General features: G+C 62.3%; 22 protein-coding genes. 13 read left to right on the top strand and 9 right to left on the bottom strand.

Annotated features, from left to right (window positions below; all coding sequences use genetic code 11):
• Positions 1-14: 14 nt before the first annotated feature.
• Together A4A58_RS01745 and A4A58_RS01740 are read right to left on the bottom strand one after the other, a co-directional pair.
• A complete protein-coding gene (locus tag A4A58_RS01745) occupies positions 15-902 on the bottom strand; it encodes a cation diffusion facilitator family transporter (protein WP_068729224.1) in 888 nt (295 codons plus the stop codon).
• 59 nt (positions 903-961) lie between these two features.
• On the bottom strand, positions 962-1,240 hold the full coding sequence (locus A4A58_RS01740) for a hypothetical protein (RefSeq protein WP_139069768.1): 279 nt from the start codon (positions 1,238-1,240) through the stop codon (positions 962-964).
• 314 nt (positions 1,241-1,554) lie between these two features.
• Between A4A58_RS01740 and A4A58_RS01735 the strand changes: the two genes are divergently transcribed.
• Together A4A58_RS01735 and A4A58_RS01730 are read left to right on the top strand one after the other, a co-directional pair.
• Positions 1,555-2,139: a L,D-transpeptidase gene (locus tag A4A58_RS01735; protein WP_244499624.1), complete on the top strand. Its 585-nt coding sequence runs from the start codon at positions 1,555-1,557 to the stop codon at positions 2,137-2,139.
• Between the two features lie 165 nt (positions 2,140-2,304).
• Positions 2,305-3,366: a DUF2252 family protein gene (locus A4A58_RS01730; protein ID WP_068729220.1), complete on the top strand. Its 1,062-nt coding sequence runs from the start codon at positions 2,305-2,307 to the stop codon at positions 3,364-3,366.
• A gap of 21 nt (positions 3,367-3,387) precedes the next feature.
• Here the strand turns inward: A4A58_RS01730 and A4A58_RS01725 are convergent, their stop codons facing one another.
• Positions 3,388-4,128, bottom strand: coding sequence for an SDR family oxidoreductase (locus A4A58_RS01725; RefSeq protein WP_068729218.1), 741 nt, complete (start codon positions 4,126-4,128; stop codon positions 3,388-3,390).
• A gap of 125 nt (positions 4,129-4,253) precedes the next feature.
• Here A4A58_RS01725 and A4A58_RS01720 point away from each other — a divergent pair, with 125 nt between their 5' ends.
• From A4A58_RS01720 to A4A58_RS01710, 3 genes are all read left to right on the top strand, one after another.
• On the top strand, positions 4,254-5,147 hold the full coding sequence (locus tag A4A58_RS01720) for a LysR family transcriptional regulator (RefSeq protein ID WP_068729216.1): 894 nt from the start codon (positions 4,254-4,256) through the stop codon (positions 5,145-5,147).
• An 11-nt stretch (positions 5,148-5,158) separates the two neighbouring features.
• Positions 5,159-6,046, top strand: coding sequence for a tRNA glutamyl-Q(34) synthetase GluQRS (gene gluQRS / locus A4A58_RS01715; RefSeq protein WP_068729215.1), 888 nt, complete (start codon positions 5,159-5,161; stop codon positions 6,044-6,046).
• Between the two features lie 101 nt (positions 6,047-6,147).
• On the top strand, positions 6,148-7,410 hold the full coding sequence (locus A4A58_RS01710; RefSeq protein ID WP_068729213.1) for an ATP-binding protein: 1,263 nt from the start codon (positions 6,148-6,150) through the stop codon (positions 7,408-7,410).
• On the opposite strand, the gene A4A58_RS01705 is transcribed toward A4A58_RS01710, so the two are convergent.
• Positions 7,337-8,197, bottom strand: coding sequence for a YihY/virulence factor BrkB family protein (locus tag A4A58_RS01705; protein WP_433993608.1), 861 nt, complete (start codon positions 8,195-8,197; stop codon positions 7,337-7,339). The two genes, A4A58_RS01710 and A4A58_RS01705, sit on opposite strands and share 74 nt — an antisense overlap.
• A 199-nt stretch (positions 8,198-8,396) precedes the next feature.
• On the opposite strand from A4A58_RS01705, the gene A4A58_RS01700 reads away from it, so the two are divergent.
• The 5 genes from A4A58_RS01700 (at position 8,397) to A4A58_RS01680 (ending at position 12,069) form a co-directional block, all read left to right on the top strand.
• Entirely contained in the window at positions 8,397-8,591 is a 195-nt protein-coding gene (locus tag A4A58_RS01700; RefSeq protein WP_068730376.1) for a twin transmembrane helix small protein, read from the top strand.
• 33 nt (positions 8,592-8,624) lie between these two features.
• Positions 8,625-9,197, top strand: a complete 573-nt coding sequence (locus A4A58_RS01695) for a cob(I)yrinic acid a,c-diamide adenosyltransferase (protein WP_068729209.1) — start codon at positions 8,625-8,627, stop codon at positions 9,195-9,197.
• Positions 9,198-9,335: 138 nt separating this feature from the next.
• Positions 9,336-10,085: an electron transfer flavoprotein subunit beta/FixA family protein gene (locus tag A4A58_RS01690; RefSeq protein WP_068729208.1), complete on the top strand. Its 750-nt coding sequence runs from the start codon at positions 9,336-9,338 to the stop codon at positions 10,083-10,085.
• Entirely contained in the window at positions 10,085-11,020 is a 936-nt protein-coding gene (locus A4A58_RS01685) for an electron transfer flavoprotein subunit alpha/FixB family protein (RefSeq protein WP_068729206.1), read from the top strand. The genes A4A58_RS01690 and A4A58_RS01685 overlap by 1 nt, the downstream gene beginning before the upstream one ends.
• Before the next feature lie 167 nt (positions 11,021-11,187).
• Entirely contained in the window at positions 11,188-12,069 is an 882-nt protein-coding gene (locus A4A58_RS01680; RefSeq protein ID WP_068730375.1) for a 3-hydroxybutyryl-CoA dehydrogenase, read from the top strand.
• 280 nt (positions 12,070-12,349) lie between these two features.
• Here the strand turns inward: A4A58_RS01680 and A4A58_RS01675 are convergent, their stop codons facing one another.
• A complete protein-coding gene (locus tag A4A58_RS01675; RefSeq protein ID WP_068729204.1) occupies positions 12,350-12,733 on the bottom strand; it encodes a tautomerase family protein in 384 nt (127 codons plus the stop codon).
• A 109-nt stretch (positions 12,734-12,842) separates the two neighbouring features.
• Here A4A58_RS01675 and A4A58_RS01670 point away from each other — a divergent pair, with 109 nt between their 5' ends.
• Both A4A58_RS01670 and A4A58_RS01665 read left to right on the top strand, forming a co-directional pair.
• The gene (locus A4A58_RS01670) at positions 12,843-13,694 is read left to right on the top strand and encodes a LysR family transcriptional regulator (RefSeq protein WP_068729202.1); all 852 of its coding nucleotides are present in this window, start codon (positions 12,843-12,845) and stop codon (positions 13,692-13,694) included.
• A 70-nt stretch (positions 13,695-13,764) separates the two neighbouring features.
• Complete coding sequence (locus A4A58_RS01665; RefSeq protein WP_068729200.1) at positions 13,765-13,959, top strand: putative motility protein; 195 nt, start codon at positions 13,765-13,767, stop codon at positions 13,957-13,959.
• Here the strand turns inward: A4A58_RS01665 and A4A58_RS01660 are convergent.
• Entirely contained in the window at positions 13,956-14,945 is a 990-nt protein-coding gene (locus A4A58_RS01660; RefSeq protein WP_068729198.1) for an AraC family transcriptional regulator, read from the bottom strand. The genes A4A58_RS01665 and A4A58_RS01660 overlap by 4 nt on opposite strands.
• A 68-nt stretch (positions 14,946-15,013) precedes the next feature.
• Between A4A58_RS01660 and A4A58_RS01655 the strand changes: the two genes are divergently transcribed.
• A complete protein-coding gene (locus tag A4A58_RS01655) occupies positions 15,014-16,228 on the top strand; it encodes an MFS transporter (protein ID WP_068729196.1) in 1,215 nt (404 codons plus the stop codon).
• A 40-nt stretch (positions 16,229-16,268) separates the two neighbouring features.
• Here the strand turns inward: A4A58_RS01655 and A4A58_RS01650 are convergent, their stop codons facing one another.
• The 3 genes from A4A58_RS01650 to tlpA form a co-directional block, all read right to left on the bottom strand.
• Positions 16,269-16,646, bottom strand: a complete 378-nt coding sequence (locus A4A58_RS01650; protein WP_068729194.1) for a VOC family protein — start codon at positions 16,644-16,646, stop codon at positions 16,269-16,271.
• Positions 16,647-16,665: 19 nt separating this feature from the next.
• Positions 16,666-17,025, bottom strand: coding sequence for a DUF1428 domain-containing protein (locus A4A58_RS01645; protein ID WP_068729192.1), 360 nt, complete (start codon positions 17,023-17,025; stop codon positions 16,666-16,668).
• A 152-nt stretch (positions 17,026-17,177) separates the two neighbouring features.
• Complete coding sequence (gene tlpA / locus A4A58_RS01640; protein WP_244499623.1) at positions 17,178-17,852, bottom strand: thiol:disulfide interchange protein TlpA; 675 nt, start codon at positions 17,850-17,852, stop codon at positions 17,178-17,180.
• Positions 17,853-17,985 lie beyond the last annotated feature (133 nt).

Genomic DNA, 17,985 nt, shown 5'->3' with positions numbered 1-17,985 from the left:
CATCTGGATTTGATCTAGAGAACCACGATGCCGGAATGCTTGGCCTTGTCGTCGGGTTCGACATGGATAGTGATCAGCGCTTCGCCGATCTCCTGTCGGATCGCGGTCTCGAGCTTGTCGCAAATGTCATGCGCGGCGCTCACGGTGGTCGATCCTGCCACCACCAGATGGAAATCGATAAAGGTCATGCTGCCGGCGCGGCGGGTGCGCAGGTCATGCGCCTCGATCGCGCCGTCGGCATGGGACGAGATGATCTGCTTGATGCTGACCAATGTCGCCGGCGCGATCGCTTCGTCCATCAGCCCGCTCAGCGACTCCTTCATCAGGCCCCAGCCCGCCCACAGGATGTTGAGCGCGACAAGCGCCGCCAGAATCGGGTCGAGGATCGCGATCCCCGACAGTGCGGCGACGCCGACGCCGCCGAGCACGCCGATCGACGAGATGACGTCGGTGAGAAGATGGCGGCCGTCGGCCGTCAGCGCCGGCGAACGCCGTTCGCGGCCCTGTCGGATCAACAGCCAGGCCCAGCCCGCATTGATGAGGGTGGCAGCGCCGTTCATGGCCAGTCCGAGCCAGGGGGCGTCGAGCTTGCGCGGTTCGAGATAGCCGGCATAGGCCTCGCGCAGGATCAGGATCGCGGCGAGCACGATCAGCACGCCTTCGAGCACCGCGGAGAAATACTCGGCCTTATGGTGACCATAGGGATGTTCGTCGTCAGCCGGCTTCGCGCTCAGCGTGATCGCGAGCAGTGCCACGATCGCTGTCACCACATTGACAATGCTTTCAATCGCATCGGACAGCAGCGCGACGCTGCCGGTCAGATGATAGGCGGCATATTTCAAGCCGAGGACCACAAGGCCAACGGCAATGCTGCCTTGCGCAAGACTGCGAACGCTTGTCATCTGAAAATCTCGTTGGGGTAACGCGAAGTCTCACGCGGCTGTGTGCTCTAATATGCCGATCACAACGATGCAAGCCGTGAAATCCAGCTGCAAGTGCTTCGCATTACAATGCGCGTGGACTTCATCGCGCGCGTCGTCCTCCCAACGAACATGATATCGATCTCGTCATGCGCGTGGGGTTTGTAGCGGTCGTCCGCGTATTGATAGTTGTGGGACGACATCGTGCTGAATCGTGTCGTCATGGCGCGGTCCTCAATGTCGTCGATCTCAACAAGGCAGGCGAGACCCATGTGGAGCGCTTCGGCACGCATCGGCGGGCATAGCTGCGGCGGTTCCATGGGCAGGCTCGCGCTGCCCGCTCGCCGACCCTCAAGGGCGATCGATCAACCTAAGGTTATTCGTGACCCTGCTCGGCTGTGGCGCGATCACCACAGCGGGACGCAAAGTGCAGCACAGAGCTGTTCCATGAGCGAAATGACACGCTGTTGAGCCTGATTTGATCGCTCAGCCCTGTATGAGGTGCGGGTCGTCCGGATTGGACGCGTTGCAGCAAGGGTTGGGAATGACAGGTTTCGGTGGATCACGCGGGCTGCGCCTTCTGGCGCTTTTGATGTTGCCCGCTGTGCTGGCAGGATGTGCAAGCAGCGGTGGGATGATGTCGTCCACCGGCTTTGGCGGTCCGTCCGCCAGCTATGCCGAGTTGAATGACGGCGGGCACACGCTGCCGGCCATCGACGTCTCCGCAATCGATTCGGCGATGCTGCGTCAGCGCGTCACCTACCGCACCAAGGAGCCCATCGGCACCATCGTGGTCGATACAGCCGCACGGCATCTCTATCTCGTGGAAGGCGATGGCAAGGCGATGCGGTATGGCATCGGCGTCGGCAAGGCCGGCCTCGCTTTCGCCGGTGCTGCTGTGATCAAGCGCAAGGCCGAGTGGCCGCACTGGAGCCCGACGGAAAACATGATGAACCGCGAACCGGCGCGCTACCGCAAGATGGCGGGTGGCATGGAGGGCGGCATCGACAATCCGCTCGGGCCGCGCGCGATGTATCTCTATCAGGGCGACCGCGACACCATGTTCCGCATTCATGGCACCACCGAGCCCGAGACCATCGGCCATGCCGTCTCAAGCGGCTGCATTCGGCTGATGAATCAGGACATCGTCGATCTCTACAATCGCGTGAAGATCGGCAGTCGCGTGGTGGTGATCCAGAGCGGCCGCGCCGAGTCCTAAGGCGCGCCTTCGACCGAGAATTCAAAACGCCGGGTGTATCGGATACCCGGCGTTTTGCGTTCGACGCCGCGAAATTTGCCGTAGCCGGTTTCGCTGCACCGTTTTATGGTGCACCCTGAATTAAATACATCTTTTGATTGTTTTTTGAACGACCGCGAGGCCCGGATGTCTTTTCGCGAAGATAACAGCGCGTATGAGGACTGGCTGCGTGACCAGTGCGACGTCGTGGAAAAGGACCTCAGGCTCAAGCACAGACTGATGCGCGAGGATTCCTTCGTCTTTTTGCGTGGCACGTATTTTCGGTGGGCAAGGAAGGTCGAAGACCTCTGCCCGACTTTATGTGACGCGCCGCATGTCCTCTGCGTTGGAGACGTGCATCTCGAGAATTACGGGACCTGGCGCGATGCCGAAGGGCGTCTCGTATGGGGCATCAACGATTTCGATGAGGCGGCGAAGATGCCGTATCTGTTCGATCTCGTTCGTCTTGCGACCAGCGCGCTGCTCGCGCCGGGCATGAGGCTTGGGAGAGCGGCGATCTCGCGTGCCATTCTCGCCGGCTACCGCAAGGGTCTGGCCGATCCCCATCCGGCATTATTGGATCAACGCGAATTCTGGATGCGGCCCTATGCCGTTCGTGCACGCAAGAAGCCGGCGAAGTTCTGGAACGAGGTGAAGGAGTATCCGACCGCCAGGCCGCCTGCAAAGGTCGTCCAGGCACTGAAAAAGTCGCTGAAGGGCGCAACGATCGAGAGATTTGGCAGCCGCGTCGCGGGCACCGGCGGCCTCGGCCGGCCACGATACGTGGCCGTCGCCACTGCGGAAGGCGGTTTCTGCCTGAGGGAGGCAAAGGCGCTGGTCCCTTCGGCCTGGCTGTGGGCGCATGGGTCAAAATCCGGAGTCTCGCATCTTCACGCTCTGGCCTTTGGACGCTATCGCGCGCCGGATCCGTTTTTGACCATTGATGGCAAGTTTGTGATCCGCCGGCTTGCGCCGGACTCCCGGAAGATCGAACTCGGCAAGAGCCCGGGCGCCGAGCTGGCCAAGCTGACCACGCAGCTATTGAACGCGATGGGGCAGGATCTCGCTGCCATTCATGTCGCGGGCAAGATCGGCGCAAAGGCTTTGCGCGCCGATCTCCGGAAGCGCCCTCCGGGATGGCTCGGCAACGCGGCCAAGACCATGTCGGAACTGGTGGAGAGCGACTACCGCGCCTGGAAGAAGAAATGACGCGCGGCAGTCGCTCCGATCTCACACAAGTCCGCCATTGGCGCGCAGCACCTGGGCGTTGATCCAGCCGCCTTCGGGGCCGACCAGGAAGGCAACGGCATTGGCGATGTCTTCGGGGGTGCCGAGACGCTCCATTGGCGTCGCCTTGGCGAAACGCTCGATCAGTTCCGGTGACTTGCCATTGAGGAACAGGTCGGTTGCGGTCGGGCCGGGTGCGATGGCGTTCACGGTAATCGAGCGGCCACGCATCTCCTTGGCCATGATGCCCGTCATGGTTTCGACCGCAGCCTTGGTGGCGGCATAGATGCCGTAGCTCTCAAGCTTGGTGCCAACGACACCCGTGGAGAAGTTCACGACCCTGCCCCCGTCGCGCAGCCGCTTGGCGGCCTCGCGCATGGTGTTGAACGTGCCCTTCAGATTGACCGCGATTTGTTGGTCGAACGACGCATCGTCGGCGTCGGCGAATTTCGCGAGCTTCATGATGCCGGCATTGTTGATCAGTACGTCGACGCCGCCAAAGGCGGTCTCCGCTGCATCGAACATGCCGCGCACAGCGGCGGGATCGCTGACATCGGCCTTGGCGGTAAGCGCGCGGCCACCCGCAGCTTCGATCTTTTGTGCGACGGCCTCGGCCAGCGCGGCATTGCCGGAATAATTGACGATGACTGTAAAGCCGTCACGACCCAGCCGCTCGGCGATGGCTGCGCCGATGCCGCGGGATGCGCCCGTCACGATGGCTACCTTGTTGGATTGGTTGGTCATTTCGCTTCTCCTCGATGGGGCGGCCGACTGACCGAGCCGTCCTGATGGGAGAAATCTAGACAGTTTCATTTGCCGGATAATGATGCACTATCTGGCATCACAATCCGGATTTAGCGAACAAACCGATGGACCGTTTCGAGACGATGCGGGTGTTTACCCGGGTGGTGGAGCGGCGCAGTTTTACGGCGGCAGCGGAAGATCTCGGCCTGCCGCGGTCGACCGTCACTGACGCCGTGAAGCAGATCGAGGCGCGGCTCGGCGTGCGGCTACTCGAGCGCACCACGCGGCTGGTGCGGCCGACGCTGGACGGCGAGGCCTATCACCGGCGTTGCCTGACGTTGATCGCCGATCTCGAAGACGCCGAGAGCGCGTTCTGCGGGGCCAAGCCGAAAGGGCCGTTGCGGGTGGATATGAACGGCACGCTGGCGCGCAATTTCGTGCTGCCCCATCTGCCGGACTTTCTCGCCGAATATCCTGACATCCAGCTCTATCTCAGCGAGGGCGACCGGCTCGTCGATCTGATCCGCGAGGGCATCGACTGCGTGGTGCGTGTCGGCGAGCTCCGCGACAGCGATATGGTGGCGCGCCGGTTGACGATGATGGACGAAGTCACCTGCGCCGCGCCGTCCTATCTCGCGCGCATGGGCATGCCTTTGTCCATTGATGCGCTCGAAGGCCATCGCATGGTCGGCTATCACTCTTCGGCAACAGGCGCGGTGCTGCCGCTGGAATTTCAGGACAGCGGCGCGTTGCGCCATGTCACATTGCCGGTGGCGATCACGGTGAACAGCGCCGATAACTACGCGGCGATGGCGAAACTCGGCTTCGGTCTGGTGCAGGTGCCGCACTATCGGATCAAGGGCGAACTCGCCGATGGCACGCTGGTCGAGGTGCTGCCGCAATATCCGCCGACACCGTCGCCAGTGTCATTGCTCTATCCGCGCAACCGCCAGCTCTCGCCGCGGGTGCGTGTGTTCATGGACTGGCTGACGCGTGCTTTCGCGCGCGACCTGATCTAGGCAAACCTGTGATGGCCCCTGTTTTTCGCTTCGCGCCCAGCCCCAACGGCTATCTGCATCTCGGCCATGCCTATTCGGCGCTGCTGAATTTCGATCTGGCGCGTGAGGTCGGTGGCCGGTTGTTGCTGCGGATCGAGGATATCGATGCCACGCGGTGCCGGCCGGAATTCGAGGCGGCGATCTACGAGGATCTCGCCTGGCTCGGCATCGCCTGGGAGATGCCGGTACGGCGACAGTCGCAGCATTTCACCGACTACCGCGCAGCGACCGAACGGCTTGCAGCCTTGGGACTGCTCTATCCGAGCTTCGAGAGCCGCGCTGAGATCGCGCGCACGATCGCGGCCGAAGAAGCGAAAGGCTCATGGCCGCGCGACCCCGATGGTGCGCCTCTCTATCCAGGCATTGCCAGATCGTTGTCGCCGCAGGCTGTCGCCGAACTTAAACAGGCAGATGCCCCGATGGCGTTGCGGCTCGATATGGCCAGAGCCATTGCGGCCAGCGGTCCGCTCACATGGACCGAACAGGGCACGGGTCCGGGCGGCGAGACGGGTACCGTCGCCGCGCAGCCAGGTGCTTGGGGCGATGTGATCCTTGCCCGCAAGGAAACACCGACCAGTTATCATCTCTCGGTGGTCATCGACGATGCGCTGCAGGGGGTGACCCATGTGGTGCGCGGCCAGGATCTGTTTTGGTCGACCAGCGTGCACCGGCTGTTGCAGCAACTGCTCGGCCTGCCGCAACCGGTCTATCGGCATCATTTGCTCGTGCGCGATGGCACCGGCGCCAAACTGTCCAAATCGACCGGTTCGACCAGCCTGCGTGAGTTGCGGGCCGGGGGCACTACACCAGCGGATATCCGCCGCATGGTCGGGTTGTCTGACCCGGCCGCCGCAAGTTAGCCGCAAGCGCGCCGCAAGAAATTCGCAAGCTGGACCAGGCCCGCGGCGTGACTCCGCGCGCCCCGCCGTGGCATGGTGCCGCCGGGACGGGTGGGCAACATATGGCGCTGACATCGCGCTCTCCGCGCAAGACGCGGACGCGCACCAAGCAAACGCTGAAAAAACGCGTGGCCAAGAAGCGTGCGGCAAAGAAGCCTGCATCGAAGCCGCGCGCCAAGCGCAGGTCCCCGCGTGCCGATACGATGGTGGAAACCGCGCTGGCGGTGTTTGCCCATGAGGTGCGCACGCCGCTGACCGGCATTCTTGCGGTCAGCGATCTGCTGGCCACCTCCGATCTCGACGAGCGTGAGCGGCGTTGGGTCGAGACGATCAAGGCTGGCGCCGAACATCTGGCGGGTCTCGCGACATTGTTCGTCGATGCGGCGCGCAGCAGCAAATCCAGGTTCGAACTGCGGCAGGATTTCTTCGATCTGCGTGCGCTTGCCCGCAACATCGGCGACTCGCTCGCGGGCCGCGCGGCTGCCAAGGGGTTGCTGTCGCGGGTCGTGATCTCCGACAATCTGCCGGTGTTCGTGGTCGGCGATCCCGTGCGGCTGCGCGCGGCGCTGGAAAACCTGATCGACAATGCGGTGAAATTTACCGAGCAGGGCAATGTGACGCTGAAGGTCTCGCCTGTGCGCATGGCGGGCAAGGTGGGCGTATCCTTCACCGTCTCCGATAGCGGCATCGGGCTCACGCTCGCCGAGATCAAGCGGCTGTTCAAACCGTTCTCGCAGGCCAATGTGTCGATCGCCTCGCGCTTCGGCGGTGCCGGCCTCGGCCTGTCGTCGGTGAAGCAACTCGCGCGCGCCATGGGCGGCGATATCACGGTGGCGCAGCGCCGCGGTGGTGGGACAGTGTTCACGCTGACGGTCGGCCTCGACAAGACCAGCGGTCCGATCACCATCATGTCGAGCGCCGGTGATGCTTCTTTTGCGCCGGGACAGGCGCTGCGGGTCTTGAGCGTCGAGGACAATCCGTTCGGTCGTGTCGTACTCAATGCCATTCTCACCGAACTCGGCCATCAGGCCGAATTCATCGGCCGCGGCGAGGCGGCGGCGGAGCGCGTCGCGCAGGGAACGTTCGATGCGGTGCTCATGGACATGGTGCTGCCGGGCATCGACGGCATCGAGGCAATTCGGCAGATCCGCGCGTTGAAGGCGCCGCATGGCGGCGTTGCGATCATCGGGGTGTCTGGACGCGGCGAGGACGAAGCCGCGTCGCGTCAGGCGGGCGCCGACGCGTTCCTGATCAAACCGGTGTCTCCGCGGGCGCTAGCGACTGCGCTGCTTGAAGCGAGACGCCGTGGGGCAGCCGCGACTTGATGATGGCGGCATTGAGTTCGCCGCCGAACACGAAGATCGCCGCAATAAAGTACAGAAACACCAGCGCGATGATCACCGATGCCAGGCCGGCATACATGGTCACGTAGTTGTTGGCGAAGCGCGCCAGATAAAGACCGAAGCCGATACCGGAAGCCAGCGACGCCAGCATCGTGAAGATGATGCCCGGCAGGATCTGACTGAAGGTGCGGCGACCTGCCGGCAGCCACACATGCAGGATGAATAATGCGATCACCATGGCGACGATGGTGATGCCGTAACGCGCCACCGTCAGCAGCCGCTCGTTGTTCTCGACCATCAGCGGGACATAGCGCCTCACGATTTCCAGCATCAGCGGGCCGAGCACGATCAGGAACGCCATGGCGAGCGCGGTGACGGCAGCGACCAGCGTGTAGCCGATCGACTCCAGCCGCAGCCAATACCAGCGCCGCAGCTCGATCACCGAGTATGCGCGGTTTAGCGCGACGCGCAGGCTCTCGACGCCGTTGGAGGCGAAATACACCGCGAGCACGAGACCGATGGTCAGCGCATCGCCGCGGGTGGTGGTCAGCACGTCGTGGATCTGCGAGGACAGCGCGCCGGCCACCTGATCGGGCCAGACCTCCAGCAGCAGGCCGACGGCCTGATCGGCGAGATCCTTGGAACCGAAAAAGCCGGCCAGTGAGGCCAGCACGATCAGGAACGGAAACAGCGCCATCAGGGTGGAGAGGGCGATATGGCTGGCGATCGCCCAGCCGTCATCGGCAAGAAACGTATAGAAGGCGTCCATCACGACATCGTAGACGGTGCGTATCTGCCCCACGTGCCACCTGGTTCGGGATCGGCCCGGCAAATCACCGGCCCTCATGTTAGCTTCTGATATCTAACGCGAAAAAGCCAGATCGTTGCATTGCGGCGCGTGCGTGACCGCTGTGCCATTTTGACGACCGACGATAGCGCAGCCTGTGACGCAGTGTTATGTAGCCGATATGACATCAACGCTCAGCAACATTATCCTCCCCATCGCGGTCGGCGCCGTTGCACTGGTCCTGCTGCTCGGCCTGTTCAACATGATGCGCGGCGGCTCGCCGGATCGCTCGCAGAAGCTGATGCGGTGGCGCGTGGTGCTACAATTCGTCGCCATTATCCTCACCATGGCCACCGTCTGGGCGATGGGCCGCTGACGCAAATTCCTTAACTGGCGCTGGATCAATTCGATGGTCGTTCTCAACCGCATCTACACCCGCACTGGCGATGACGGCACGACAGCTCTTGGCACCGGCGAGCGTCGGCCGAAATACGATCTCCGCGTCAGCGCCTATGGAACCGTGGATGAGACCAATGCCGCGATCGGCGTGGTGCGGCTGCATCTCGCCCATGCGCGGTCCTTGGATGCGATGCTCGGGCTGATCCAGAACGATCTGTTCGATCTCGGGGCCGATCTCGCGGTTCCGCAGCGCGAGGGCAAGGCCGAGCGGCTGCGCCTGCTGGCGAGTCAGGTCGAGCGGTTGGAGAACGATATTGACATGCTCAACGCGCCGCTGGCCGATCTGACCTCGTTTGTTTTGCCTGGCGGAACTCCTGCCGCCGCTCACCTTCATGTTGCCCGCACGATCTGCCGCCGTGCGGAACGGATCATGGTGGAACTCGCCGCCCAGCCCGATGAGCCGGTCTCGGATGCTGGTATCCAGTATATGAACCGGCTGTCGGACTTCCTGTTCGTCGCCAGCCGCTCGCAGAACGACAATGGTGCCGGCGATGTGCTCTGGGTGCCCGGCCAGAACCGGTAATTTCGGCTAAATCGGCTGGCCTAGAGATACTCGATTTTCGGGTTTCGCGCGTTGACCCCGTGTGGCAGGGGCTTTAGGTTCCGCGCCCAAGCTTCCGAGCAAGCTCTGGAACAATAAAACTCACACGAAAGAGGATCGATGAAGGTTCTGGTCGCGGTTAAACGGGTGGTCGATTACAACGTCAAGGTTCGCGTCAAGAGCGACGGATCGGGCGTCGAACTGTCCAACGTCAAGATGTCGATGAATCCGTTCGACGAAATCGCCGTCGAGGAAGCCCTGCGCCTGAAAGAGGCCGGCAAGGCAACCGAGGTGGTCGTGGTCTCGATCGGTCCCGCACAGGCGTCCGAAACCCTCCGCACCGGCCTCGCGATGGGTGCCGACCGTGGCATCCTCGTCAAGGTTGAAGGCACCGTCGAGCCGCTCGCTGTGGCGAAGATTCTCAAGGCCGTCGCCGATGAGGAAAAGCCGGGTCTCGTGATCCTCGGCAAACAGGCGATCGACGACGACGCCAACCAGACTGGCCAGATGCTAGCCGCGCTGCTCGGCTGGCCGCAGGCGACCTTCGCCAACAAGTTGGTTCTCGAGGGCGACGACGTTACGGTGACCCGTGAAGTCGACGGCGGTCTGCAGACCGTCAAGCTCAAGGGACCGGCAATTGTCACCACCGATCTTCGTCTGAACGAGCCGCGCTACGCATCGCTGCCGAACATCATGAAGGCGAAGAAGAAGCCGATCGACGAGAAGACCGCCGATGGTTACGGCGTCGATATCTCTCCGCGTCTTGAGATCATCAAGACCAGCGAACCGGGCGGCCGCAAGGCCGGCGTCAAGGTCAAGGACGTCGCCGAACTGGTATCGAAACTCAAGACTGAAGCCGGGGTGCTCTAATGCCGACATTGCTGCTTGCCGATCACGACAACGCCACCCTGAAGGATTCCACCAACAAGGCGCTCACCGCTGCCACCCAGATCGGCGGCGAGGTGCATATCCTCGTTGCGGGCCAGAATGCGAAGCCGGCCGCGGAAGCTGCCGCCAAGCTGCAGGGCGTCACCAAGGTGCTGCTCGCCGACGATGACTCCTATGCCCACGACCTCGCCGAGCCGCTGGCCGCGCTGATCGTGTCGCTGGCGCCCGCCTATGACGTGCTGATCGCCGCTGCGACCACGCGCTCGAAGAACGTGATGCCGCGCGTCGCCGCCTTGCTCGACGTGATGCAGGTGTCGGAAATCACCAAGGTAATTGCGCCCGACACCTATGAGCGTCCGATCTATGCCGGTAACGCGATCCAGACCGTAAAGTCCAAAGATGCCAAGAAGGTCATTACGGTGCGTACCTCGACCTTCGGTGCAGCTGGTGAAGGCGGCAGCGCGGCGGTGGAAGACGTCAAGACGGCCGAGAATCCCGGTCTGTCGACCTTCGTCGGCGAGGACATGGCCAAGAGCGATCGTCCGGAACTGACCTCGGCGAAGATCATCGTCTCCGGTGGCCGTGCCATGCAGAGCCGCGAGAACTTCGCCAAATACATCGAACCGCTCGCCGACAAACTCGGCGCCGGTGTCGGCGCCTCGCGCGCCGCGGTGGATGCCGGCTATGCGCCGAACGACTGGCAGGTCGGCCAGACTGGCAAGGTCGTGGCTCCGGAGCTGTATATCGCCATCGGCATTTCCGGCGCGATCCAGCATCTCGCCGGTATGAAGGACTCCAAGGTGATCGTCGCGATCAACAAGGACGAAGACGCGCCGATCTTCCAGGTCGCCGATTACGGCCTGGTCGCCGACCTCTACCAAGCCGTGCCGGAGCTGACAGAAGCACTCGGCAAGTAGAGGCCCGGCAGGCAAGGATTTGGCAAATAAGGCCTTGCTGAATTATGGCTTTGCGCCTCAATTAACGACATCGGCCGGAGTGACTGACTCCGGCCGATATTTTATGTAAAGATAGCTTTCCGAACGCGGCATGCGCGGGCGGCGTGTTCCCAGAGATGACAAGCAAGATGGCGGTTATGATCAAGAAAGTCGGCGTGATCGGCTCGGGCCAGATGGGCAATGGCATTGCGCATGTGGCTGCATTGGGTGGCCTCGATGTTGTACTGAACGATGTCTCCGCCGACCGCCTGAAGTCTGCCATGGCGACGATCAACGGCAACCTGTCGCGTCAGGTGTCGAAGAAGGTCATCACCGAGGATGCACGCAAGGCCGCGCTGGATCGCATCACCTCGTCGGACACGATGGACGGTCTCGCCGATTGCGATCTCGTGATCGAATCCGCCGTCGAGAAGGAAGAGATCAAGCGCAAGATCTTCCACGATCTCTGCGCCGTGCTGAAGCCGGAGGCGATCATCGCCTCCAACACATCGTCGATCTCGATCACGCGCCTCGCCGCATCGACCGACCGTCCCGAGAAGTTCATCGGCATTCACTTCATGAATCCGGTGCCGTTGATGGAGCTGGTCGAACTGATCCGCGGCATTGCCACCGATGACGCGACCTTCGACGCCTCCAAGGACTTCGTCACGAGGCTCGGCAAGCAGATCGCCGTCTCGGAAGATTTCCCGGCCTTCATCGTCAATCGTATTCTTTTGCCGATGATCAACGAGGCGATCTACACGCTGTATGAAGGCGTCGGCAATGTCGAAGCCATCGATGCGGCGATGAAGCTCGGTGCGCATCACCCGATGGGCCCGCTCGAACTCGCCGACTTCATCGGCCTCGATACGTGCCTGTCGATCATGCAGGTGCTGCATGAAGGCCTTGCCGACTCCAAGTATCGGCCGTGCCCGCTGCTGGTGAAATATGTCGAAGCCGGCTGGCTCGGTCGCAAGACCCAGCGCGGTTTTTACGACTACCGCGGCGAGAAGCCGATTCCGACGCGCTAAGACGAAGCGCTCGTCTTTTTTAAGATAGAACGCTGTCATTGCCGGGCTTGACCCGGCAATCCACCTTTACGTATGCAAGGAAGAAGGATGGATCCGCGGGTCATCCAGCGAAGCTTGCTTCGCGCTGCCCGCGGATGACGACGGTGTGTGTGATTGGCCTCGCGGCCAAGTTAAACCAACATCCGCATCAAGCTCACCGTCGCCGGCACCATCCCGACGATCATCGCCATTCCCATGCCGACTCCGCACAGATGCGCCATCAATGTTTCACGCGGTTTGATCATGTCACGTACTGCGCCACGCCGTTGCCGAATGACCAGTTCTCCGGCAGCACCTCGACGAGGTTGATGAAGACGTCTTCGGGCCGCAGGCCCGGTCTGTCAGTCAGCTTCTCGACAATCCGTTTGTAGAGAGCCTGCTTCTGCTCACGCGGACGGGTGTTGCTGACCGTCAGCTGGATGATGACGAGGTCATCGGTCCGGCGAATGCCGAGATAACTCGGATCATAGATGAAAGTGCCATCCTCGTGCTCCGAGATGGTGACGAATCGGTCGCCCTCCGGGACGTTGAAGGTCTCGCGCAGCGCCTGATAGACGCCTTCGGCGATCGCCTCCCGATAGGCGGAGGGCTTGCCCTTCTTCAGTGAAATGCGAACCAGCGGCATGGTGGTCTCCTGTCGTTCAAATCCGATGCAGCAAACCTAATCCCATATTGATCATTGGAAAATCGTATGAAATAATATTTCAATGATGTCATATTGAAATGATTGACTGATGAAAGCGCTCGATATCGAGGCCGTGCAGGCCTTCGTGCTGGTGGCCGATCTCACCAGCTTCACCCGCGCCGCCGAGGCGATGGGAAGCACGCAGTCGGCGATCAGCCTGAAGATCAAGCGGCTGGAAAGCGGGCTGGGCAAGCGCCTGCTGGAGAGAACGCCGCGGCTGGTGCGCCTGTCGGCGGAGGGGGCGGCGTTTCTAGCCTCCGCGCGAAATCTCGTCGCGGCGCATCAGTCGGCCATTGGCTCATTCGCTGCGGAGCGGCGGCGTCTCGTGGTGGGGATCAGCCATCATCTCGTCGGCGCCGATCTTGCCGATGTATTGAAACGCATGAGCGCGACCGATCCGTCCCTGGTGATCGAATTGCGGATCGAGTCATCGCGGGTCCTGCTGTCGGCCTATGACGCTGGCGATCTCGACGCGGCGATCGTGTTGCGGATCGACAGGCGACGTGGTGACGGCGAGGTCTTGATGGAAGAACCATTTGGCTGGATGGGCACGCTGGATTTTCGGCACGCGCCCGGTGAGCCGCTGCGACTCGCGGCGCAGTCCGCGCCATGTACGGTCCGTTCGGCGGCGATTGCGGCGCTCGATGGGGCTGGTATTCCGTGGACCGAAGCCTTCGTTGGCGGCGGTGTTGCGACCATCGGCGCGGCGATTTCCGCCGGTCTCGCCGTTGGTGCGCTAGTCCGCCGTGTTGCTCCTGCCGGCAGCATCGATCTCGGCCCGCGCCTCGGTCTGCCGAAATTGCAGGATGCCGAGACGATGCTGCATTCCAGCCTCACCGATGCACGGGCGCGCGGCGCGTTGCGTACGCTGGGTGCGGCATTTCGGGCCAATGCAGACTGATGATGCACAAGGTCAATATTCGTTAACCCCGCATCGCTATACCGGCGGTACGACGTTACGGAGTATTTCTATGGACATGGCCTTGGTTGCCAGCGCGCTTGCCATGAAGGCGGCAGGAACGCAGTCGCAGATCGCGACCTCGATTATGAAATCGAATGCCGACATGGAAAAGAACACCGTGTTGACGCTGCTCGGCGGTGCACAGCAGGCATCGCAGGCCAATCTCGGTGCAGGCGTCGGCGGCAACGTCGATATCGCCGCCTAAGGCGCTGTCGAACCTGGCTGTTCGCCACTGGACGCAGCAGTCAGTGTCGCGCGAAAATGGCTCGGCGGCGCGCCGATGATGCGCTTGAAGGCACGGCTGAACGCTGCTTCCGATTCATAGCCAAGCCGACGTGCGACGACCGCGATCTTCAAGCGGTCGCGAACGAGCCACTGCTTTGCTTCCTGCATCCGCAATTGCGCGACGTAACGGGCCGGTGTCTGGCCGACGACATTGGCGAAGCGCAATGCAAATGCCGAGCGTGACGCATGCATGACGTTCGCCAGCGCCTCGACGGTCCAATCCTTGGTCGGATCGCGATGGATCGCGGCGAGAACCCGGCCGATACCGGGGTCGCGCGCCGCTGCGACCCAACCGGCAGAGCCGCAGCCCTTCTCCACCCAGTTGCGGATCAGTGCAGCAGCGACAACATCGGCCAGCCGCGTCAGCATGCCGCCGGCACCGACGCGATCCAGCGCCAGTTCGGATGTCATGGCCTCGAGCAGATGCGGGATGGCGGGCTCGTCAGTAGCAAGTTCGTGCATCTGCATCAGCTCAGGCATCATCAGAAGCAAGGGATGCTGGCTGTCGAGGTTGAAGGTCATGCCGGCACCGAACAGCACGGTTTCTTCGCCATTGCTGTTGCCGCCGCTGCAGGTGTCGAGGATGCCGCAGCACACCGGCTCGAACTGGCAATTCTCGACCGGTGCCGGGAAGGCGTCGGGTGAACTCGCCAGTGCGTGTTCCGCGCCGCGCGGCAGCAAGACCGCATCACCTGGTTCAAGGCGGACCCACGCGTTATCCAGAGTTCGCAGCCAGCAGCCGCGTTCGGCGACGAAGTGGAATTGCGCCTTCGGCCGTGCCGGGAACACCAGCCCCCATGGCTCGGTCATGCGGCAGCGGACGTAATCGACGCCCTCAATCTTCAAGCCCCTGAGCATTTCAGTCAGGGGGTGAGTGGCGACAGGTCTGGACGAATGATCAAGCATCGTGGGTTTTCTAGCATGGAAACTCCAGGAGGTCACCTCCATCTCCGGGGTCCCTCCTGGAGACTGCCATGACTGATTCCGCCACTGCTGCACTTGATGCCGATGTTTCTCCAATAGCCAATGAGCGGACGGACGCGGCCTGGGCGGCTGTTGTCTCCTTGATGCTTGGCGCGTTCAGCCAGGTCACCGCTGAATTCCTGCCGGCCAGCCTGCTCACGCCGATTGCCACCGATCTCGGCGTCTCAGTGGGCGCTGCCGGGCAGGTGGTGACGGCGACCTCCCTTGTCGGGATCATCGCCGGACTTGCGACGGCCATCGTGACACGCGCCATGGATCGCCGCGTCGTCCTGTGGTCGCTCACAGTGCTGCTGATCGTGTCCAATCTGCTGTCAGCTACCGCAAGCAACCTGCCGATCCTGTTGCTTGCCCGCGTGCTGCTCGGCATCAGTCTCAGCGGGTTTTGGGCGATGGCAACCGCCACCGCGATGCGGCTTGTTCCGGCGGAGGCGCTGCCGCGCGCGATCTCGCTGATTTTCAGCGGCGTTTCGATCGCCACGGTCAGCGCAGCGCCGATCGGTGCGTATCTTGGCGATCTCTGGGGCTGGCGGAACGTGTTCTTGCTGGCGGCCGTTGTCGGCGCCGTCGTGCTCGTCTTTCAGATACTCACGCTGCCGCGCTTGCCGCCGCTCACATCACCGGATGTGCGCACGCTGTTTGTCCTGATGCGTCGGCCCAGTGTCCGGCTTGTGATGATCGCCATCGCCGTCAGCATCTCGGGCCATTTCGCCGGTTTCACTTACGTCCGCCATTTCCTCGAACAAGTGCCGAAGCTTCCGGTCACGGCGATTTCGCTCGTCCTGCTTGCTTATGGCGTTGGCGGCTTCTTCGGCAATTTCGCGGGCGGGGTGCTTGTCGCCCGTAGTGCGAAACTTGCGATCGTCACGGGATCTGCGGCGATCGCCGTGCTCGCGCTGGTGCTGTTTGTCTTTGGCGCTTCGGGCCTTGTCGCGGGCATCGCGGTTGGCCTCTGGGGTTTTGCGTTCGGTGTGCTGCCGGTTGGCTTCCAGACATGGATGGTGCGGGTCGCATCAGACGAAGCCGAATCTGCGGGCGGCCTGCTCGTCTCGGCGTTTCAGGTCGCGATCACGGTTGGCGCAGTCGTTGGCGGCATTCTGGTCGACGGTTTCGGCCCGTTCGGTGCCGTTGGTTATCTCGCAGCGGCGACACTGGCGGGCGCGCTGCTCGTGTTGCTGTCGCGCAGCGGCGGCGAAGTGCCGGCCTGAAGCGCGAAGGGAGGCAGCAGCTTGCTGCCTCCCGCTGCTCTTACGCGAACGGCGTGATCCAGCCGATCCCGGCACCGCCGGGCTGCAGCAGGATTGCGAGCCGGCCGACATCGGGAATGTCGAATACCGGCCGCATCAGCGTCGCGCCGGCCGCGACGGCTTTCTTCACTCTGATATCGACATCGTCGACCGCGAGATACGGCATCCAGCCATCGGGGACATTCTCGTAGCCCGGACCTTCCGCGTGGAAGATGCCGCCGACCGGCACATTGTCCATCATTGCGATCCAGTAGATGCCACCGCCCGCCAGCTTCTTGGCCTGATAGGTCCAGCCGACGGTCTCCTGATAGAAGGCTTTCGCGCGCTCCGGATCGCGCGTCACGAATTCATTCCAGTTGAAGTGACCGTGTGGCGTCATGGCGTCCTCCCTTCGTGCGTCAGACCGAAACCAGCGTCTTGAAGCCACCATAGATCATACGCTTCATATCGAACGGCATCGCCTTCGGATCCATCATCTTGGCGAGGCGCGGATCCTTCATGACCTTGGCGTTGATGCGGTCGCGATCCTTGCGTGTCTTGTAGATGATATAGGAAAACACGACGGTCTCGTCGGGTTTCAGCTTCACGCTGCGCGGGAACGAGGTCCATTTGCCGACGCTGACGTCATCGGCAACACATTCCTGATAGTCGAGTGCGCCGTATTCGCGCCAGATCTTGCCGGCCTTGCGTGCAATGGCGGCATAGGCTTTCAGCTTCTTCTTCGGCACCGGAACGAGGAATCCGTCGATATAGGCCATCGGTTGTTTCTCCCTGCTGTCATGCACAAGCGCCGGGTGTGGACAGCCCGGTCGTTTTTAAGACGAACGCAATTGCGTTCGTCCGACAGCATTCTGGAGAATTTTGCGATCCGCGCAGGCGGCCGTATGTCGCAGTCGTTTGCGCCGTGGTCTCAGAAACTCGCCGCGGCGGGCTTCACCGCCGCTTTCAGCAGCTTGATGGCATCTTCGCTGTCCCATTCGGCGGGGCCGGCGATGGTCGCGATCTCGCAGCCCTTGCCGTCGATCAGCACCGAGGTCGGCATACCCAGTGCACGGCCGATGCCCTTGAGGTCCTGGAACACCTTGGCCGAGGTGTCGGTGAAATAATCCAGCCGGTTGAGGCCGCCGTCTTTCAGAAAGGCCTTCGGCTTCTCGGCGTCGCGGGTGTCGATATTGATCGCAACGACCTGGAAATCCGGGCCGCCGAGCTTGGTCTCGAGGTTGTTCAGCGCCGGCATTTCCTTGCGGCAGGGCACGCACCAGGTGGCCCACAGGTTCACCAGCACCGTCCGGCCGCGCCAGTCGGACAGCTTCTTCTCTTGGCCGTCGGCATCCCTGAAAGCGAGGTCCGGCAATTTCAGCGGCGTTTTGGCCATGGTCAGGCCGGCGACTTCGCCGCGCGCCAGCGGTTCGATCTTCTTCGACAGCGCTATGGCCGGTGCACAGGTCGGATCGCCCGGCGCAGCTTGCTGCCGCAGCCGATCCATATTGGATACTGCGGCAAAGCCGATCACGGCGCCTACGAGCACCGCGCCGAGCACGATCAGGCGGCGTTTGACCGGACGGGGGGCAGGCTGGTCGGGCATAGGGTTTGTCATTCGGTCTCAGTTAGGGCTATGCAACGTTTGGCGACGGACGATCCGTCGGCAGCGGTTAAAGATGAGTGACAATTCATGGCTTCGCGCAAGGGCAACGGCAAGTCCAGCAATGACGGTAAGG

The sequence above is a fragment of the Tardiphaga robiniae genome (assembly GCF_001618955.1).
GTDB lineage: Bacteria > Pseudomonadota > Alphaproteobacteria > Rhizobiales > Xanthobacteraceae > Tardiphaga > Tardiphaga robiniae_A.
Note: the sequence above shows the minus strand (reverse complement) of the source record. Positions and strands in the feature narration are given on the sequence as shown.

What these genes read in the sequence shown, in the direction of transcription:
- A4A58_RS01650 (WP_068729194.1), bottom strand. Translation starts at nt 16,646, where the DNA reads ATGACGCCACACGGTCACTTCAACTGGAATGAATTCGTGACGCGCGAT.
- A4A58_RS01710 (WP_068729213.1), top strand. Translation starts at nt 6,148, where the DNA reads ATGGCGCTGACATCGCGCTCTCCGCGCAAGACGCGGACGCGCACCAAG.
- A4A58_RS01740 (WP_139069768.1), bottom strand. Translation starts at nt 1,240, where the DNA reads ATGGAACCGCCGCAGCTATGCCCGCCGATGCGTGCCGAAGCGCTCCAC.
- A4A58_RS01720 (WP_068729216.1), top strand. Translation starts at nt 4,254, where the DNA reads ATGGACCGTTTCGAGACGATGCGGGTGTTTACCCGGGTGGTGGAGCGG.
- A4A58_RS01675 (WP_068729204.1), bottom strand. Translation starts at nt 12,733, where the DNA reads ATGCCGCTGGTTCGCATTTCACTGAAGAAGGGCAAGCCCTCCGCCTAT.
- tlpA (WP_244499623.1), bottom strand. Translation starts at nt 17,852, where the DNA reads ATGCCCGACCAGCCTGCCCCCCGTCCGGTCAAACGCCGCCTGATCGTG.
- A4A58_RS01730 (WP_068729220.1), top strand. Translation starts at nt 2,305, where the DNA reads ATGTCTTTTCGCGAAGATAACAGCGCGTATGAGGACTGGCTGCGTGAC.
- gluQRS (WP_068729215.1), top strand. Translation starts at nt 5,159, where the DNA reads ATGGCCCCTGTTTTTCGCTTCGCGCCCAGCCCCAACGGCTATCTGCAT.
- A4A58_RS01705 (WP_433993608.1), bottom strand. Translation starts at nt 8,197, where the DNA reads ATGGACGCCTTCTATACGTTTCTTGCCGATGACGGCTGGGCGATCGCC.
- A4A58_RS01665 (WP_068729200.1), top strand. Translation starts at nt 13,765, where the DNA reads ATGGACATGGCCTTGGTTGCCAGCGCGCTTGCCATGAAGGCGGCAGGA.
- A4A58_RS01700 (WP_068730376.1), top strand. Translation starts at nt 8,397, where the DNA reads ATGACATCAACGCTCAGCAACATTATCCTCCCCATCGCGGTCGGCGCC.
- A4A58_RS01680 (WP_068730375.1), top strand. Translation starts at nt 11,188, where the DNA reads ATGGCGGTTATGATCAAGAAAGTCGGCGTGATCGGCTCGGGCCAGATG.
- A4A58_RS01655 (WP_068729196.1), top strand. Translation starts at nt 15,014, where the DNA reads ATGACTGATTCCGCCACTGCTGCACTTGATGCCGATGTTTCTCCAATA.
- A4A58_RS01690 (WP_068729208.1), top strand. Translation starts at nt 9,336, where the DNA reads ATGAAGGTTCTGGTCGCGGTTAAACGGGTGGTCGATTACAACGTCAAG.
- A4A58_RS01745 (WP_068729224.1), bottom strand. Translation starts at nt 902, where the DNA reads ATGACAAGCGTTCGCAGTCTTGCGCAAGGCAGCATTGCCGTTGGCCTT.
- A4A58_RS01645 (WP_068729192.1), bottom strand. Translation starts at nt 17,025, where the DNA reads ATGGCCTATATCGACGGATTCCTCGTTCCGGTGCCGAAGAAGAAGCTG.
- A4A58_RS01670 (WP_068729202.1), top strand. Translation starts at nt 12,843, where the DNA reads ATGAAAGCGCTCGATATCGAGGCCGTGCAGGCCTTCGTGCTGGTGGCC.
- A4A58_RS01695 (WP_068729209.1), top strand. Translation starts at nt 8,625, where the DNA reads ATGGTCGTTCTCAACCGCATCTACACCCGCACTGGCGATGACGGCACG.
- A4A58_RS01685 (WP_068729206.1), top strand. Translation starts at nt 10,085, where the DNA reads ATGCCGACATTGCTGCTTGCCGATCACGACAACGCCACCCTGAAGGAT.
- A4A58_RS01725 (WP_068729218.1), bottom strand. Translation starts at nt 4,128, where the DNA reads ATGACCAACCAATCCAACAAGGTAGCCATCGTGACGGGCGCATCCCGC.
- A4A58_RS01660 (WP_068729198.1), bottom strand. Translation starts at nt 14,945, where the DNA reads ATGCTTGATCATTCGTCCAGACCTGTCGCCACTCACCCCCTGACTGAA.
- A4A58_RS01735 (WP_244499624.1), top strand. Translation starts at nt 1,555, where the DNA reads ATGATGTCGTCCACCGGCTTTGGCGGTCCGTCCGCCAGCTATGCCGAG.